General features: G+C 73.4%; 14 protein-coding genes. 8 read left to right on the forward strand and 6 right to left on the reverse strand.

Going from position 1 to position 17,265, the window contains the following annotated elements; translation table 11 throughout:
* Positions 1-46: 46 nt before the first annotated feature.
* The 3 genes from AB0B40_RS30460 (at position 47) to AB0B40_RS30470 (ending at position 4,769) form a co-directional block, all read left to right on the forward strand.
* Complete coding sequence (locus AB0B40_RS30460) at positions 47-3,352, forward strand: Tn3 family transposase (RefSeq protein ID WP_362266728.1); 3,306 nt, start codon at positions 47-49, stop codon at positions 3,350-3,352.
* A 207-nt stretch (positions 3,353-3,559) separates the two neighbouring features.
* Entirely contained in the window at positions 3,560-3,961 is a 402-nt protein-coding gene (locus tag AB0B40_RS30465) for a VOC family protein (RefSeq protein ID WP_345057696.1), read from the forward strand.
* Positions 3,962-4,040: 79 nt separating this feature from the next.
* A complete protein-coding gene (locus tag AB0B40_RS30470) occupies positions 4,041-4,769 on the forward strand; it encodes a hypothetical protein (RefSeq protein WP_362266730.1) in 729 nt (242 codons plus the stop codon).
* 327 nt (positions 4,770-5,096) lie between these two features.
* On the opposite strand, the gene bla is transcribed toward AB0B40_RS30470, so the two are convergent.
* The gene (gene bla, locus AB0B40_RS30475; protein WP_345057691.1) at positions 5,097-6,035 is read right to left on the reverse strand and encodes a class A beta-lactamase; all 939 of its coding nucleotides are present in this window, start codon (positions 6,033-6,035) and stop codon (positions 5,097-5,099) included.
* A gap of 127 nt (positions 6,036-6,162) precedes the next feature.
* On the opposite strand from bla, the gene AB0B40_RS30480 reads away from it, so the two are divergent.
* Positions 6,163-7,140 carry a LysR family transcriptional regulator gene (locus tag AB0B40_RS30480; RefSeq protein ID WP_362266733.1) on the forward strand — a complete coding sequence of 326 codons (978 nt, stop codon included), beginning with the start codon at positions 6,163-6,165 and terminating at the stop codon, positions 7,138-7,140.
* A complete protein-coding gene (locus AB0B40_RS30485; protein WP_362266734.1) occupies positions 7,137-8,075 on the forward strand; it encodes a serine hydrolase in 939 nt (312 codons plus the stop codon). Before AB0B40_RS30480 ends, AB0B40_RS30485 begins: the two co-directional genes overlap by 4 nt.
* A 28-nt stretch (positions 8,076-8,103) precedes the next feature.
* Here the strand turns inward: AB0B40_RS30485 and AB0B40_RS30490 are convergent, their stop codons facing one another.
* The gene (locus tag AB0B40_RS30490) at positions 8,104-8,757 is read right to left on the reverse strand and encodes a response regulator transcription factor (RefSeq protein WP_345057688.1); all 654 of its coding nucleotides are present in this window, start codon (positions 8,755-8,757) and stop codon (positions 8,104-8,106) included.
* On the reverse strand, positions 8,754-9,926 hold the full coding sequence (locus AB0B40_RS30495) for a sensor histidine kinase (RefSeq protein WP_362266772.1): 1,173 nt from the start codon (positions 9,924-9,926) through the stop codon (positions 8,754-8,756). Before AB0B40_RS30495 ends, AB0B40_RS30490 begins: the two co-directional genes overlap by 4 nt.
* A 244-nt stretch (positions 9,927-10,170) precedes the next feature.
* Between AB0B40_RS30495 and AB0B40_RS30500 the strand changes: the two genes are divergently transcribed.
* A complete protein-coding gene (locus AB0B40_RS30500) occupies positions 10,171-10,743 on the forward strand; it encodes a heme-binding protein (protein WP_362266736.1) in 573 nt (190 codons plus the stop codon).
* Positions 10,744-10,813: 70 nt separating this feature from the next.
* Here the strand turns inward: AB0B40_RS30500 and katG are convergent, their stop codons facing one another.
* The 3 genes from katG to AB0B40_RS30515 form a co-directional block, all read right to left on the reverse strand.
* Positions 10,814-13,039: a catalase/peroxidase HPI gene (gene katG / locus AB0B40_RS30505; RefSeq protein ID WP_345057682.1), complete on the reverse strand. Its 2,226-nt coding sequence runs from the start codon at positions 13,037-13,039 to the stop codon at positions 10,814-10,816.
* 33 nt (positions 13,040-13,072) lie between these two features.
* Positions 13,073-13,510, reverse strand: coding sequence for a Fur family transcriptional regulator (locus AB0B40_RS30510; protein ID WP_345057680.1), 438 nt, complete (start codon positions 13,508-13,510; stop codon positions 13,073-13,075).
* Positions 13,511-14,084: 574 nt separating this feature from the next.
* The gene (locus AB0B40_RS30515; protein ID WP_362266738.1) at positions 14,085-15,224 is read right to left on the reverse strand and encodes an abortive phage infection protein; all 1,140 of its coding nucleotides are present in this window, start codon (positions 15,222-15,224) and stop codon (positions 14,085-14,087) included.
* 213 nt (positions 15,225-15,437) lie between these two features.
* On the opposite strand from AB0B40_RS30515, the gene AB0B40_RS30520 reads away from it, so the two are divergent.
* Together AB0B40_RS30520 and AB0B40_RS30525 are read left to right on the forward strand one after the other, a co-directional pair.
* On the forward strand, positions 15,438-16,313 hold the full coding sequence (locus AB0B40_RS30520) for a hypothetical protein (protein ID WP_362266740.1): 876 nt from the start codon (positions 15,438-15,440) through the stop codon (positions 16,311-16,313).
* A gap of 24 nt (positions 16,314-16,337) precedes the next feature.
* The coding region (locus tag AB0B40_RS30525; protein WP_362266742.1) for a Ku protein at positions 16,338-17,265 on the forward strand (928 nt) is incomplete at its 3' end.

Genomic DNA, 17,265 nt, shown 5'->3' on the forward strand with positions numbered 1-17,265 from the left:
TGGCACTGTCGCGCGCGAATCACGCCGACGATCGGAGGAGCGGGCGGTGCCCACCAACTTTCTGAGCGAGGAACAGCGCAGGCGCTTCGGCCACTTCACCGAGGACCCGGACGAGGGACAGCTCGCCGGATCCTTTCTGCTGGACCAGACCGCGCGCCGCAGAACGATGGCCGCCCGCGGCGCGAGGAACCGGATCGGCTGGGCCGTCCAGCTCGGAACCATCCGGTACCTGGGCACCTTCCTGAACAACCCCGAAGACGTCCCCGCCGTCGTGGTTGCCTACGTCGCCGAGCAGCTCGGGCTGGAGCCGGCCGCGCTCGCCGGGTACGGCAGCAGCGAGGCCCGCTGGGACCACCAGGAGCAGATCCGCACCGGCTACGGGTACACCAAGTTCGAGTTCGACCAGTGGTTCACGCTCGCCCGCTGGCTCTACCAGCGCGCCTGGATCGGCAACGAACGCCCCACCCTGCTGTTCGACCTCGCCACCAAACGCCTGGTGGACAAGAAGGTGGTACTGCCCGGGGTGACCGTGCTGGAACGGCTGGTCTCCGGCACCCGCGAACGGGCCGAGCAGCGCCTGTGGGCGACGCTGGCCGCGGCCCCGACCGCCGGGCAGGCCGAACGGTTGCAGCAGCTGGTCGTCGTCCCCGCGGGCAAGCGCCTGTCGGAGCTGGACCGGCTGCGCCGCTCCCCTCGCGACATCTCCGCGCGCGGGGTGGGCAAGGCCCTGGAACGCTACGAATCCCTGCGCGCCTTCGGCGGCCACTCGTGGGACCTGGACGCGATACCACCGGGCCGGATCCAGGCCCTGGTGCGGTTCGCCAAGGCCGCCCGCGCCCAGGCCGTCTCCGACCTGCGCGGAAACCGGCGCCTGGCCACCCTGGTCGCGTTCGCCGCGGTGATGCCGCAGCTCGCCGCCGACGAGGCCATCGAGGTCTTCGACCTGGTCATGGGCGACATCATCCGCAGCTCGGCCGCCAAGATGACCAAGCAGAGGCTGCGCACCCTCAAGGACCTGGACGCGGCCGCGATCGAACTGCGGGGTGCCTGGCTCGCCATCTGCGCCACCGCCGCCGACCCCGAGGGCGATCTGCGCGCCACGCTCGACGCTATGGACGTCGGCCCCGTCCATGCGGCGGCCGACACCGTCAAGCTGCTGGCCCAGCAGCCCGACGACGGCGCCGAGCAGATGCTCGCCGCCCGCTACAACACCATCGCCCGCTTCCTGCCAGGCCTGCTCAAGACGTTCACGTTCGAGGCGAGCCCGGCCGGCGAGCCGGTCCTGGAGGCCATCGACTTCGTGAAGTCCCTCAAGGGCCGGCGCCGCCCCGTCCAGGCATGGGAAGTCCCCGCCAAGGTCCTCACCTCCGCCTGGCGGCGCCTAGTCTTCCCACCCCCGCCGATGCCCGTGGGCAGCGTCGAGAAGCGCGCGCTGATCGTCGCCTCCACCGAGGCCCTACGGTCCGCGCTGCACCGGCACGAGGTGTTCGTGCCGGGCCTGCGCAAGTGGGGCGACCCCAACGCCCGCCTGCTGAAAGACGCGGCATGGGAGGCGGCCCGTACCAGGGTCTGCGAGGAACTCGACCTCGACCCGAAACCCGACAAGATCCTCAAGACGTGGACCGACCGGCTCGACCGCGCCCACCGGGAGTTCGCCGACGGCCTGGCCGCCAACCCCGCCGTACGTATCGAGCAGCAAGGAGGCCGTGACCGCATCATCCTCACCGGTCTGGACCGCCTGGACGAACCCGCCTCCCTGGTCGAGCTGAACAAGGAGATCGAGGCCAGGATGCCCGCCGTCGACCTGCCCGAGATCGTGCTGGAGGTCAACTCCTGGGTGCCCTACCTGTCTGACTTCACCCACGTCTCCGAGGCCAACTCCCGCATGGACGACCTTGAGCTGTCCGTGGCCGCGGTCCTCACCTCGGAGGCCACCAACGTCGGTATCGAGCCGATCGTCCACGACGGCGTCGACGCCCTCAGTCGCGACCGGCTGTTCTGGGTCGAGCAGAACTACGTCCGCGCCCAGACCCTGTCCGCGGCCAACGCCCGCCTCGTCGACTACCACATGCGCCTGCCGCTGGTGCAGGCGTGGGGCGGCGGCGAGCTGGCCTCCGCCGACGGGCTGCGCTTCATCACCCCGATCCGCACCCTCAACTCTGGGCCGAATCCGAAGTACTTCGGCACCCGCCGGCGCGGGGTGACGTTCTACAACTTCCTCTCGGACCAGTTCAGCGGCCTGCACGGCATTCTGATCCCCGGCACCCAGCGCGATTCCTTCTACATCCTCGACGGCCTGCTGGAACAGGAGACCGCCCTGCGGCCGGTCGAGGTCACCTCCGACACCCACGGCGCCAGCGAGATCGTCTTCGGGCTCTTCCGCCTTATGGGCTACCAGTTCTCCCCACGCCTGGCCGACGTCGGCAGCGCCACCCTCTACCGCGCCGACCCGGACGCCGACTACGGCCCGCTCAACCCCGTCACCCGTGACAAGGTCAACCTCAAGCAGATCACCGCGCACTGGGACGAGATGCTCCGCTTGGCCGGCTCCCTGCACTCGGGCACCATCAAAGCCTCCGAGGCCCTGCGTGTCCTCGCCCCGGGCGGCAAGCCCACCCCGACCGGCAAGGCCGTCATGCAACTCGGCCGCCTGGACCGCAGTGCCTACCTGTCCTCGTACTTCACCGACGAACTCCTGCGGCGCAGGGTCAACACGCAGCTCAACCGGCAGGAATCCCGGCACGAACTCGCCCGGAAGATCTTCCACGGGCAGAAGGGTGAACTCAGGCAGGCATACAGGGAGGGGCAGGAAGACCAGCTCGGGGCACTGGGACTGATGCTCAACATCGTCGTCCTGTGGAACACGGTCTACTACCAGAAGATCATCGAAGAGATGCGGGCCGAGGGCATCCACGTCCGTGACGAGGACGTCGCCCGGCTCTCACCGCGTTCGCCCACATCAACTTCCACGGCCGCTACAGCTTCGCCCTGCCAGTCGAGGTCCAGGGCGGACAGCTCCGCTCCACCGCCAAGCCCGAAACCGCCTCCACCACGATCTAGGAGGTCCCCCCGGCCGGCTCGCCCCTGCCCGCGCGCTGGGCGAGCCGGTAGCGGACCTTCTCGTGCGACAGACCCGCCTGGCCACCGATCTGCCGCAGCCCCCAGCCCTCCGCCTTGGCCGCGGCCATCCCCTCATCCAGGGCCGCATCCATCACCGTCCAGCGCGGCACGCAGCTGGACGACCAACCGCAGCCGGATCGCCGGAGCCAGCTCATCCAGGCCGGCGCAGAACCGCGCCACGTCCGCCTTCAGGAAACCGATCGTCGGGTCATCACTCACCCGCCCACCCTGACAGCCCCACGCACGCCCTGTCAGAAGTTCTGACAGTTACGCCGGTTCTCTGTTCCGTTCCTACTGGGACCCGTGACCGGCGGCCAGGTCACACACCGGGGGCCGGCGGGGCCGGGACGGTAGGATGGCGGTACGGCATCGCGTGCCGGTCACCGGCCGGGTGAGGCATGGAGGTGCCCGTGAGATCGCCCTCGGAGGCATTTCACTCATGTCAGTCGAGTTGAACCACACCATCGTCCACGCCCGGGACAACCACGAGTCCGCCGCGTTCCTGGCGCACGTCCTGGGGCTGGAGGCCGGCCCCGAGTGGGGCCCGTTCGTCCCCCTCGCCACGAGCAACGGGGTGACCCTGGACTTCGCCACGGTCCCGGCGGAGTCGATCGTCATGCAGCACTACGCCTTCCTCGTCTCCGACGAGGAGTTCGACGCGGCCTTCGCCCGTATCCGGCAGGCCGGGATCACCTACTACGCCGATCCGCACGGCGGGGAGCCCGGCGAGATCAACCACCACCACGGCGGCCGCGGCGTGTACTTCACGGATCCGGCCGGACACGGCATGGAGATCATCACCCGCCCCTACGGCAGCCACGAGCAGCCGACGGAGTCCTGAGGACGAGGGGCGGGCCGGGGCCCCGGTCCCGGTCCGCCCCGGTCGGCCGTTCCCGGCGCGCACCCGGCACACTGTGGGCGTGAACGACTTCCGCCCGGTCGACCGGGAGCCCGCGCCGGAGTGGTACGGACGGCTGCGGGTGCAGGCCGAGGACCTCTCCCCCGCCCACTGGCCCGGCGGGCACGGGCCGGGGCAGGCCGCCTTCGGCACGGTGGCGGCTGTCGCCGCTCCGGGCTTCGCCGCCTACGCACGGATCCTGCACCCGGCCGGGCTCGGCGACCGGCCGGTGCGCTGGTCGGCCGTGGCCGCCGCCCATGGGACGCGCGTGACGCCGGGCAGCCGCTGGCACAAGGTGATCGGAATGGACCGGGACTACACCAACCGCTCCGATCTCGGCCTGCCCGGTGTGTGGGACGAGCACCCCGGCGAGGGCCCGACCCCGCCGGACGTCGCCCGGTCCCTGCTGCCCGTGCTGGCCCGGCACACCGGGACCGCGGAGCAGTGCTGGTTCGGGCTGTGGCACGGCTACGGCCGCTGGGACTGGGACCGGTTCCCGACGTTCGAGACGCCGGGCCGCGACGAGGTCCTGCTCGCCGGCCGGCTGGCCGACGCCGTCTCCCCGGTGACCCTCGACGAGTTCGCCGAACTGCCCGACCTGTGGTGGCCAAGGGACCGCGCGTGGTGTCTGGGTGGCGACGTGGACCTGGTCAGCACCTACGTCGGCGGATCGCCGGAGCTGATCGCCGACCTGCTGGCCGCGGCGGACCTGGAGGCGCACCCGGTGAGCCCGGACGACCACGTCGGCTGAGGCGGCGTCACCGCACCCGGTTCGAGCACACCGCCCGCCCGGGTGGCAGGGCACCTCCGGGCGACCCCGCGCACGGCCGGACGCGCCCGCGGCACGGGCACCGTGCCGAACGGCCCGGCCGGTCGGCGCCGCACGGGGCTCGCCCGCGCCTCTCCGCGCCTCGGCGTTCCGGACGGCGTTCCAGGCGGGTTACGTCGTCGCAGGTCAAGTGGTGTGCCGGCGTGGACAACGTCGACGACGCGCTCTTCGGCTGAGGCCCGGCACCACGGGAAGCGGGGTCCCGGCCCTCCCGGGACCGGGACCCCGCCCTTCGCCCGCCGACAGCGGCTATTCGCCGGGGGCGACGGCACGGGCCATGATGCGCACCGCCTCTTCGATCAGCTTCTCGTCCACCGGGGCGTCCTGCGCGGTCCTGGTGGACAGGACGGCCAGGACGACCGGGGTGCCCCGGGTCGTCCAGGCCACGCCGATGTCGTTCGCCGTCGCGTACGAGCCCGTGCCGGTCTTGTCCGCCACGACCCAGTCCCGCGGCAGTCCCGCACGGAACCGTGCCGCGCTGGTCGTGTTGCCCTTCAGCCAGGTGACCAGCCGCTCCCGGTCGGCGGAGGCCAGGGCCCGGCCGAGAGTCACGTGCTCCAGGCTCGCCGCGACGGCCTCCGGGGTCGTGGTGTCGCGCGGGTCGCCCGGGATCGCGGTGTTCAGCTCCGGCTCCCACCGGTCGAGCCGGCTCACCTCGTCCCCGAGCGACCGGTGGAAGCGGGTGAGCCCGGCCGGCCCGCCGATCTCTCGGAGCAGCAGGTTGCCGGCCGCGTTGTCGCTGTACTGGATCGCCGCCGCGCACAGGTCGGCCACGGTCATGCCGGTGGGCTGGTTCTCCTTCGTGCGCGGCGAGTTGGGCAGGAGGTCGAGCGGCGGGTACTGGACCACCCGGTTCAGCGGCGCGCAGCCGGCCCGGTCGCGCAGGACCGCTGCCGCGGCGAACGCCTTGAACGTCGAGCACATCGCGAACCGCTCCCCCGCCCGGTGGGTCACGGTCCGCCCGGTGCGGACGTTGCGCGCGTACACGCCGAGCCGGGCGCCGTAGCGCTGCTCCAGCTCGGCCAGCTCGGTCGGCGCCGCCTGTCCGGCGCGCGGTCCGGCGCCCGGGGCCGCGGTCGCGGCCGAGACGGAGCGGGCCGTCGCCGTCACGACGGCGCCGGTGACCGCGAGACCGGCCTTGATCAGGCCGCGGCGGTGCAGCGGGGTGGGGCGGTCGGGGCTGGTCATGGGCGAGGTCCTCCCGGATCGTCCGTCGTCTGCGTCGATCTTCGACCGGCACAGCGAAACAGCCGGGGCCCGCTCATGTCCAAGAGGAAACTTTGAAGGTCCCATGCCTTATTGATATGAGTGCAGGGTGGATCTGCTGGCACATCTGGAGGCGTACGTCGCGACGGCCGACGAGGCGAGCTTCTCCCGGGCCGCCGACCGGCTCGGTATCGCCCAACCGCTGCTCAGCCGCCGTATCAAGACGCTGGAGGAGCACTTCGGCGGCGCGCTGTTCGACCGGTCCCGGCGCCGGACCGCGACCACCGAGCTGGGGGTGCTGCTGCTCCCGTACGCGCGGGACGTGCTCGACCGTGCCCAGCGGCTGCGCCAGGCCGCCCGTTCGGCCGGGCGGTCACGGGTGCGCGCCGTCGGAGTGCCCGCGGACTGTTCCCCCGCGGGCCTGGCCAGGGCCATCCGGGCCGGCGCCGAGCACGGGATCACGCTCGGCATGCGGGAACTGCCGCCCGCGGAGCGGAAATCCGGGCTGGCCGACGGATCGCTCGGGTACGCGCTGGTGCGGTGCGCTCCGGAACAGGCCGCCTATGTCGCGCCGTTGGGGCTGGCGTCCGCGCCGGAGCCCGGCGCGACGGGGAGCGGGCTCGCGCGGCGTACGGTCCACCTGGAGGAGCTCCGGCCGCGCCGGGGACGTGCCGCCGGCCACACCGCCCCGTCTCCCGTACTGCTCCTGACGGAGGATCAGGTGCCCTGCCTCGAGGACCGGCTGGCGCGTGCCGCCGCGCGCGCCGGGCTGCCCGGGGGACGCGTCCGGCCGGCCGGGCAAGCGGCCACCGCGCTCGCCGAGACACTGGCCGGGCGGGCGCTGCTGCTGTGCGCGGAACCGTTCGCCCGGCAGCACGGGGCGCACTGGACCGCCCTCGCCGACCGGACCCTGCACCGGGGGTACGACGTGAGCGCATCCCCTGGCCGCACCGGCACGGAAGGCGTGCCGGGCTGGCTGGCCGGGCCGATCGCCTCGGCCGCGGGCGCCGTACCGCGCCGGTCCGGCGGACCGGGACCCGGGGCGGCGGGCGACGACGTTCCCGCACGGCTGGCGGCGCGCGGATGAGCGCGGCGGCGGAGCACCGCCCGGTCTGCACCGGCGATCACGGTGTCCTCCTGGACGTCGCCGAGGCCGTCGCCGCCGACTGGGCGGCACTCGGAGTCCGCGGCTCCTTCCTCGCCCGCAATCTCGACACCGGGGAGCAACTGGGCTTCGACGTCGATCTGCCGACGCCGCTCGCGTCGGTGGCGAAGGTTCCGCTCGCCCTGGTGGCGCTGGACCGGATCGCGGGCGGAGAACTCGACGCGGCGCACCCGGTGACCGTCGACCCGGGCACGAGCAGCGTCGGCCCCACCGGGCTCGCCGCCTTCCGGCATCCGGCGACCGTGGCCGTCGGCGATCTGCTGCTGCTGATGCTGTCGGTGAGCGACAACGCCGCCGCCGACGCCCTGTTCGGCCTGGTACCGGTGGCGGAGGTCGACGCGCGGCTCCGCGCGTGGGGATGCGACGGGGTCCGGGTGCGGCACCGGATGAACCATCTGTACGAGTGCGCGGCCGGCGCCGCCGGCAACGACTTCTCCCTCGCGCTGGAACTGGCCGTCCGGGACGAGCGGACGGGCCGGCACACCATCGAGACCCTGGACCCGGCATGCGCCAACACCGGCTCCGCCGCGGCGCTCGTGGATCTGCTGGAGCGTGTGTGGCGCGACGAGATCGCCGTACCCCCGGCCACCGCGGAGCTGCGCCGGCTGATGGGGCACCAGGTCTTCACCCAGCGGCTGGCGAGCGAGCTGCGCGCGGACACCCTGCGGTGGAGCGGGAAGACCGGGACGTTCCTGCACCTGCGGCACGAGATCGGCGTGGTCGAGGCGGACTGCGGGGATCGCGTGGCGATGGCCGCGCTGACCCGGTCGGACCGCCGTGCCGGGCTGGCACCGGACATCGACCTCGCGATCGGGGTCGCGGGGCGGGAGGCGTTCGAGGCGTTGCGCAGCCGCTGAGGGAAACCGTCCGGCGTGGCGGAGCGGCTCAGGGCAGCAGCCGCTGTTCCTTGGCCACCGCCACCGCGCCGGCCCGGGTGTCGACGCCGAGCTTGTCGTAGATGCGGCGCAGATGCGTCTTGACCGTGGCTTCGCTGATGTACAGCGCGCGGGCGATGGCGTGGTTGGCGAGGCCGCGGGAGAGGTGGGCGAGGATCTCCTGTTCGCGAGGGGTGAGGGTGGGGCGCGGGTTCCGCAGCCGGGACATGACGCGGTCGGCGACGGGCGGGGAGAGTGCCGGGCGGCCCTGGGCGGCGGCGTGGATCGCGCTGAAGAGGTCCTCGGCCCGCTCGGCCTTCAGCAGATACCCGGTGGCGCCCGCCCCGATGGCGCGGGTGACGTCGGCGTCGGTGTCGTACGTGGTGAGGACCAGGACGTGCGGGGCGCCCGGCGCGGCGCGCAGCCGGCGGGTGGTCTCGACGCCGTCGATGCCCTCGCCCAGCTGCAGATCCATCAGGACGACGTCCGGGGCGGTCTTGCGGGCCAGGGCGAGAGCCTCCTCGCCGGTGCCGGCCTCGCCGACGACCTCGATGTCCGGCGCGCTGTGCAGGAGCGCCAGCAGTCCGGCCCGTACGACGGCGTGGTCGTCGCAGACGAGGATCCGCACCGGTGTCCGCGCGGCCGTCCCGGGGGTGTGGGTCATCTCGGCTCCAGCGGGACGGCCGCCGACAGGGCCGTGCCCTCGCCCGGCGCCGACTCGACGGTGAGGGTGCCGCCCAGCTGGCGCAGGCGGGCGCGGATGGCGGGCAGGCCGTGACCGCGCGGCTCGGCCGCTCCGGCCGCGGGGCCCGAGGCCGCGGAAGGGGCGGTGCCGGGTCCGGCCGGGCTCCGTGGGCCGAAGCCGCGGCCGTCGTCCGTGACGTCCAGGACGATCTGGTCGTCCAGGCAGGTCAGGGTGAGGGCGGCGGTCGTGGCGGCCGCGTGTTCGCGGACGTTGGCGAGGGCGCCCTGGGCGATGCGCAGCAGGGCCGACTCGACGGGAGCGGGCAGCGGGTCGGGCGGGCTGCCCTCGCAGTGGACCCGCACGGTGAGCGAGGGTGTCGTCTCCCGCTCGGCGACGGCGTGCAGTGCCCGGAGCAGGCCGCCTCCCTCGGCCAGGTCGGCCGGGGTGAGGTCGTGGACGAAGCGGCGGGCCTCGGCGAGGCTGCGCTCGGCGATCGCCGCCGCGGTACGGACGTGGTCCCGGGCGGTGCCCGGCGTGGTGTCCCACAGGCGGTCGGCCGCCTGGAGGAGCATGCGCTGGCTGGACAGGCCCTGGGCGAGGGTGTCGTGGATCTCCCGGGCGAGGCGCTCGCGTTCGGCGAGGGTCCCCTCGCGGCGCTCGGTGGCGGCGAGTTCGCGCCGGGTGCGGACCAGGTCGTCGATCAGGGCGTCCCGGCGGGCCGCCTGGCGCTGCATCACGACGAACACGGTGGTGGCCACGGCGGCCACCGCCGGCGGTGCGAGCAGCACGTTCGGATCGGGCCAGCCCGCGAGCCGGAGCTGGGCGGCCACCGCGAGCGCCGTCAGCAGCGCCACCAGCGGCACCGCGGCGCGCGGCGGAAGGGTGCGCAGGCCGGTGTAGAAGAGCGGGACCGCGCACCAGGCGAAGCTCGGGGCCGGCACGACGAGCAGCGCCCAGGCGGCCACGACCAGGCCGAGCCAGCCCAGCCGGCGCGGTGCGGGGCGGGTGCCGACGGCGGGGCCGAGGACGTACAGCACGGCCAGCAGCACAGCCAGGGCGATCACCCAGGGGGTGTGCGGTCCGTCGGCGTGCCGGGCCAGGTAGCGGGCGACGGACGCGGACAGCAGCACGAAGAACGCCGTGTGCATGACGACCGTGAGGGCGCGGGTGTCGTCGCGCTCGGCTGCGGCCACCGTCGGCACCTCCCTCTTCTCCGCGCTGAACTGGGCAAACACCCTCCATTGTGCCCAGGCGCCGTCGCCGGGGGGTCATCCGATCGGCTGACCCCCCGGGCATCCGGTCCGCCGACGGGACGCGGCCTCGGCGGGGCTCACGATCGGTACCGGGAGCGACTTCGCCCCCGGCCCCGGCTCCAATGGAAGGTTCCCCAGCATGCCCAGCCGCAAGAAGCCGTCCGTCCGTACCCGTGTCCTCGCCGGCGGCGCCGCCCTGGCCGTCGTCGGCGCCGGTGTCGTCGGTACGGTCGCCGCCGGCGCCGCCGACTCCACGGCCGCCACGCCCGCCACGCCCGCCGCCCCCGTGGCGGCCCGCGGCAGCGAGCTGACCCGGAGCACCCACCTCACCCTGGACGCCGCCACGAAGGCGGCGCGCGCCGCGGTGGAGGCGGCCGAGAAGGACGGCCGGCAGGTGTCGGTGGCCGTGGTCGACCGCAACGGCAACCCTCTGGTCACCCTGCGCGGGGACGGAGCGGGTCCGCAGTCGTACGACTCGGCGGAGCGCAAGGCGTTCACCGCGGTCTCCTGGAACGCCCCCACCTCGGAGCTGGCCAGGCGGCTGGCGCAGGCGCCGAACCTGAAGGACATACCGGGCACCCTCTTCCTGGCCGGCGGCACGCCGGTGACCGCCGAGGGCGCCCCGGTCGCGGGGATCGGCGTCGCGGGCGCTCCGTCGGGCGACCTGGACGAGCGGTACGCGCAGGCGGGCGCGGCGGTGCTCGGCCGCTGAAGCGACCCGCCCGAAGGCAGCACGTCCGGGCCTGCCCCACGGGGCGGACCCGGACGTGCTGCCCGGCAGGTCAGACGAGGTCGAACCGGTCGGCGTCCATGACCTTGGTCCACGCGGCGACGAAGTCCTTCACGAACTTCTCCTTCGCGTCGTCACTGGCGTACACCTCGGCGACGGCGCGCAGCTCGGAGTTGGAGCCGAAGACCAGGTCGGCACGGCTGCCGGCCCACTTCACCTCACCGGTGTCCGCGTCGCGGCCCTCGAACGTGGTCTGGTCCTCGGAGGTCGCCTTCCACGTCGTACCCAGGTCGAGCAGGTTGACGAAGAAGTCGTTGGTGAGGACGCCGGGCGTCCGGGTGAGGACACCGAGCTGCGACTGCTGGTGGTTGGCGCCGAGGACGCGCAGGCCGCCGACGAGGACGGTCGTCTCGGGGGCGCTCAGGCCCAGCAGGTTCGCCCGGTCGAGCAGCAGGAACTCGGCCGGCAGGCGGTTGCCCTTGCCGAGGTAGTTGCGGAAGCCGTCCGCGGTCGGCTCCAGCGCCTCGAAGGACTCGGCGTCGGTGTGCTCCTCGGTCGCGTCCACGCGGCCCGCGGTGAAGGGCACCCGGACCTCGAAGCCGGCTTCCTTGGCGGCCTTCTCCACGGCGGCGGCACCGCCGAGGACGATCAGGTCGGCCAGGGACACCTTCTTGGCGCCGGCGGAGGCGTTGAAGTCCTGCTGGACGCCTTCCAGGACACGCAGCACCTGGGCCAGCGCGTCGGGCTCGTTGACCTCCCAGCCGCGCTGCGGGGCCAGGCGGATGCGGGCACCGTTGGCGCCGCCGCGCCTGTCGCTGCCGCGGAAGGTGGACGCGGACGCCCACGCGGTGGTGACCAGCTGGGACACGCTGAGGCCGGACTCGAGCAGCTTGGTCTTCAGGGTCGCGATGTCGCCGTCGTCGATCAGCTCGCCCTCACGCTCCGGCAGCGGGTCCTGCCACAGCAGCGTCTCCTCGGGGACCTCCGGGCCGAGGTAGAGCGACTTCGGGCCCATGTCGCGGTGGGTGAGCTTGTACCAGGCGCGGGCGAAGGCGTCCGCGAACTGGTCCGGGTTCTCGTAGAACCGGCGGGAGATCGGCTCGTAGATCGGGTCGAAGCGCAGCGACAGGTCGGTGGTGAGCATCGTCGGGCGGTGCTTCTTCGCCGGGTCGTGCGCGTCGGGGACGATCTCGGGGGCGTCCTTGGCCACCCACTGGTGGGCGCCGGCCGGGCTCTGGGTGAGCTCGTACTCGTACTCGAAGAGGTTCTTGAAGAAGCCGTTGCTCCACTGGGTCGGCGTGGCGGTCCAGGTGACCTCCAGGCCGGACGTGATGGCGTCCCCGCCCTTGCCGGTGCCGTAGGTGCTCCGCCAGCCCAGGCCCTGCTCCTCCATCGAGGCGGCCTCGGGGTCGGCGCCGACGTGGTCCGCCGGGCCGGCGCCGTGGGTCTTGCCGAAGGTGTGGCCGCCGGCGATCAGGGCGACGGTCTCCTCGTCGTTCATCGCCATGCGGCGGAACGTCTCGCGGATGTCGCGGGCCGCGGCGACCGGGTCCGGGTTGCCGTTCGGGCCCTCCGGGTTGACGTAGATCAGACCCATCTGGACGGCGCCGAGCGGGTTCTCCAGCTCGCGGTCGCCGGTGTAGCGCCGGTCGTCGAGCCAGGTGGTCTCGGGACCCCAGTAGACGTCCTCCTCCGGCTCCCAGACGTCCTCACGGCCGCCGCCGAAGCCGAACGTCTTGAAGCCCATCTGCTCCAGGGCGACGTTGCCGGTGAGGATCATCAGGTCGGCCCAGGAGATGCTCTGGCCGTACTTCTTCTTGACCGGCCACAGCAGACGGCGGGCCTTGTCCAGGTTGCCGTTGTCCGGCCAGCTGTTGAGCGGGGCGAAGCGCTGCTGTCCGGCACCGGCACCGCCGCGGCCGTCGCTGATGCGGTAGGTGCCCGCGCTGTGCCAGGCCATACGGATCATCAGCGGGCCGTAGTTGCCGAAGTCGGCGGGCCACCAGTCCTGCGACGTGGTCAGCACCTCGGCGATGTCCCGTTTCACGGCCGCGAGGTCGAGGGCCCGGAAGGCCTCGGCGTAGTCGAACTCCTCGCCGAGCGGGTTCGCCACGGCGGGGTTCTTGGCGAGGATCTTCAGGTTGAGCCGCTCCGGCCACCACTGGCGGTTGCCGCCGCCCTGGGTCGGGTGCAGGGCCCGGTCGTGCGCGACGGGGCAGCCGCCGCTCCCCCCGTCCGCCTTCGCATCTGTGACGATCGCGTCGTGGTTCTCAGTCATGGCAATCCTTCCGAACTGTGCGGAACTCGGTGCTCAGGAACTGCGGCCGGTGGAACAGTCGGGGCAGGTGCCCCAGTAGACGACCTCGGCCTCGTCGATGGTGAAGCCGTGGTCGTCGGCGGCGGCCAGGCAGGGCGCGTCGCCGACGGCACAGTCGACGTCGGCGACGGCACCGCAGGACCGGCACACGATGTGGTGGTGGTTGTCGCCCACACGCCCCTCGTACCGGGCCGGGTGGCCGGCCGGCTCGATACGGCGCACGAGCCCCGCGGCCGTCAGCGCGTGAAGGGCCTCGTAGACGGCTTGCAGGGAGATGTGGCCTACGCGATCGCGGACTCCGGAGGCGATCGCCTCGACGCCGAGGTGGTCGCCGTCCCGGACGGTGTCCAGCAGCGCGACGCGGGCTGCCGTCACGCGCAGGCCGGCACCGCGGAGTTCCTCGGCGGTGGTCGGTGTCGGGGAGGCGGTCATGGGGGCGAACCTACCCCCACAAACACGAAGGGTTCAAGAAAACGAACGGTGCAATTCTGGCCGAGTGCCGTCACCCGCCGTCCACCCCGGCGCCGGCTCCCTGGCCCGCCGGGGCGTCCACGGTCGCGTTCGCCCGCGCACGGCCCCGTCCGGACCGGGCGCGGCAGGGGGGCGGGCCGGGAGCGACCCGGAGTGATCGGGTGCGATCGGGTGCGATCGGGGGCATGGCCGCATCATGCGGTCCCCGGAGCGGCACCGGCGGGGCGGCAAGCCGCAGGGTCCTCCGGACGGGTGAGCCCGGCCCCGCGAGCCCGGCCCCGCCACCGGCCCCGAGCAGGCACCGCGAGCCCGGCCCCGCCCTCTGCCCCGGGCTCACCACCATCGCCCGCCCGCCGCGAGCGCGGAGACCGCGTCCGGGTCAGCGGGTGTGCGGTGGCCGGGTCAGGGGATGTGCGGTGGCCGGGTCAGGGGGTGCGCCGGGGGCCGGGTCAGGGGGTGCGCCGGGGGCCGGGTCAACGGGTGCGCCGGGGGCCGGCGGCCAGGTCAACGAGTGCGCTGGGGGCCGGCGGCCAGGTCAACGCCGGTGGCCGGTCCGGGCGGCGTGGTAGCGGCGGGCCAGGGCGTGGAACGCCTCCTTCGGCTCCCAGTGCCAGTCGGAGTCGGGGTCGTCCGGGCGGTCCTTGATGGTCTTGGTGAGGGAGTAGCTCGCCATGTCGAGGTCGTGACGCGGGTCGTCCGGACGGTGCGGGGCGTCGGCGGTCACGAACTCGAAGGCCATCGCCGCGTACAGGTCCACCGAGGAGAAGGCGTCCAGGAGTTGGCTGAGATAGGCCGCCTGGGTGCGCTCGCTGCGGACCAGGTCGCCCTTGATCTCCTCGGGCTCCTTGTCGTAGTCCACGACGTCCCAGCCCATGCCGCCGGCCTGGGGCGCCCCGACGTAGGCGCAGGTGCCGAACTCGGTGATGGCCAGCGGCTTGCCCCAGCGCAGGTAGCGGCTCAGCTCCCTGACGTAGTCGGCCCTGCGGGGGAAGTACGAGTAGTAGTCGATGCCCACGATGTCGAAGAGGCGCCAGTCGACCCGGTCGTCCTGCGCGGCGGCGTAGCCGAGCCGGCCGTGGAAGACGGACCGGCCCACCGCGGCGGCCTTCGCCGTGAAGCGGTCCAGGCGGCGCTGCATCGCGTCGTGGTCCACCGTGCCGTCGAGCAGGTTCCGGACGCGTTCGAGGACGGTGTCGCCGGGGACGATCCCGGGCACGAACAGCCAGAACTCGCAGCCCACGCTGAAGTCCACGGCGGCGCCGTGCCGGCGCAGCCGCTCCGCGAACCGGCCCGTCTCGGCCATGTGGTCCAGGATGTCCCGCTCCGGGGCGTCGCCGAGGGTGGGCTGCAGCCAGACGCGCAGCCCCTGTTCGGCCGCCTCCCCGGCGGTGACCGTGAGCCGGGCCACGCCGTCCCCCGTCACGTCGACGGTGTCGGCGTGCAGTTCGTCGCGGATGGCGCGGATGTCCTTCCGCATCCGGGCCGCGCTGAAGGCCGTACCCGGCGTCTCTCCCTCACCCACGGTGTACACCACCCCGTGATGACGCGGTCCGCCCCGGCCGGTGCGGCCCCGCGCGGCGTCCGCCCGGCCCGCGGGCAGCACGGTCACGGCAAGGCCCGCGGAGGCCAGGCCGGTCAGGAACTGCGCACGCTTGATCCCCTTGGTCTTCCGCATACGGTCACCCTGCCGGGCGCGCCCGGGCTGCGCCGTCCGCCAAGGGTCTACGGAAGGGGGCCGAAGGGCGGGGATCCGGCGCCGAAAGGCGAGGCACCGGCGCCGAAGGTCGCGTACCTGACCCGTCAGACGAATCACCGCACAAGGCACATGACCACCACCTGGTGAGAAACTCGGACTATCGCCCCGTGGTGGCCGTCGGGAGGGACGCTGGTGGACCTGGACGCCGTCGCCGACGAGCTGTACGGCCTGCGGCCGGAGGAGTTCGTGGCAGCCCGTGACCGTCACGCCCGGGACGCACGAGAGGCCGGTGACCAGTCCCTGGCCAGGGAGATCCGCGCGCTGCGCAGGCCGAGCCTGGCCGCGTGGGTCGGCAATCTGCTCGTACGCCGGAAGCCGGAGGAGGTGCAGCCGTTGCTCGGTCTCGGCGAACAGCTGCGCCGCGCGCACCGCGAACTGGACGGGGAACAGCTGCGCAAGCTGGCCCGGCGGCAGAACGAGGTGATCGGCGCCCTGGGCCGGCAGGCCCGGGAGCTGGCGGCGCGGGCGGGGCATGCGGTGGGCGAGGGCGTGCAGCGCGAGGTGGAGGAGACCCTGCACGCCGTGCTCGCCGATCCGCGGGCCGCGCGGGAGTGGGCGGCGGGCCGGCTCGTCAAGCCGCTGGTCTCGACGGCCGGCTTTCCTGCGGCCGACGCGGCCCGGCTCGCCAGCCGCCCCGCTCCCGCCGCGCCCGAAAAGGGGAAACCGCCCCGGGGCAAGGACCGCGGAGCGGACGCGGAGCGCCGCCGGCACCTCGCGGAGGCCCGGCGGAAGGCCCGCGAGGCCGAGCGTGAGCTGCGCGCCCGTGCGCAGGACGCCGACGCCGCCGCGCGGGCGGTGGACGGGGCCGTCGCCCGGTCGGCCGAGGCGGACGAGCGGGTCGGTGAGCTGCGGGAGCGGCTGCGGCAGGCGGAGGAGGAGCAGCGGCGGGCACGGGCCGGTGTCCAGGACGCGAGGGAACGGGCACGACAGGCCGCCCGCGCCGCGCGGGAGGCCCGGCGCCGGGCCGAAACGGCCGCCGCACAGGTGGAACGGCCGGCCGCGGGCTAGCCACGGGAGCGGAGACGAGGAGCCATGGCGAGACCTGTCTGGACCGGTGTCCTGACCTTCGGGCTGGTCACCCTGCCCGTGGGGCTGTACACGGCCACCGAGGACCACACCGTGCACTTCCACCAGTTGCAGCGCGGCACCTCGGACCGGATCCGTAACAAGCGGGTCAACGAGCGCACCGGCAAGGAGGTCGACACCGACAAGATCGTCAAGGGTTACGAGCTGGACGAGGGCGAGTACGTCGTCGTGGAACCGGAGGAGCTGGAGGAGATCGCCCCGGGGCGGTCGAAGGTGATCGACGTGGCCGGGTTCGTCGATCTCCGCCAGGTGGAGCCCGTCTACTTCGCCCGCGCGTACTACGTCGGCCCGCGCGGCAAGGAGTACGAGAAGGTGTACGAGCTGATGCGGGCGGCCCTCGACCGCTCGGACAAGGCCGGGATCGGCACGCTGACCATGCACGGCAAGGAGTACCTGACCGCGTTGCGCGCGCAGCCGGGCGTCCTCGTCCTGCACACGCTGCACTGGGCCGACGAGGTCCGCGACCCCGCGGACGTGGTGCCCGGGCTGCCGCGGCGCACGACGTCCGGCAGCAAGGAGCTGCGGGCCGCCGAGCAGTTGATCGACGCGCTGACCGTCGACTGGGACCCCGGTGACTACCGCGACACCTATGAGGAGCGCGTCAAGCGGCTCGTCGCGGCGAAGCGCGGGGGCGAGGAGGTCGTCGGCGAGGCGGAGCCGCCGGAGGCGACCAACGTCATCGACCTCATGGAGGTGCTCAGCCGCAGCGTCGAACAGAGCCGGTCGCGGGGTGGCGAGGGCGGCGGCGGGAAACAGCCCGCCGGCCGGAATCGGACCCCGGCCCGGAAAGGCACCCCGGGTCGGAAAGAGGCCTCGGACCGGAAAGAGGCCTCGGACCGGAAAGAGGCCTCGGACCGGAAAGAGGCCTCGGACC

Origin of the sequence: Streptomyces sp. NPDC042638, from assembly GCF_040647235.1 — a bacterium.
Taxonomy (GTDB): Bacteria; Actinomycetota; Actinomycetes; order Streptomycetales; family Streptomycetaceae; genus Streptomyces; species Streptomyces rameus.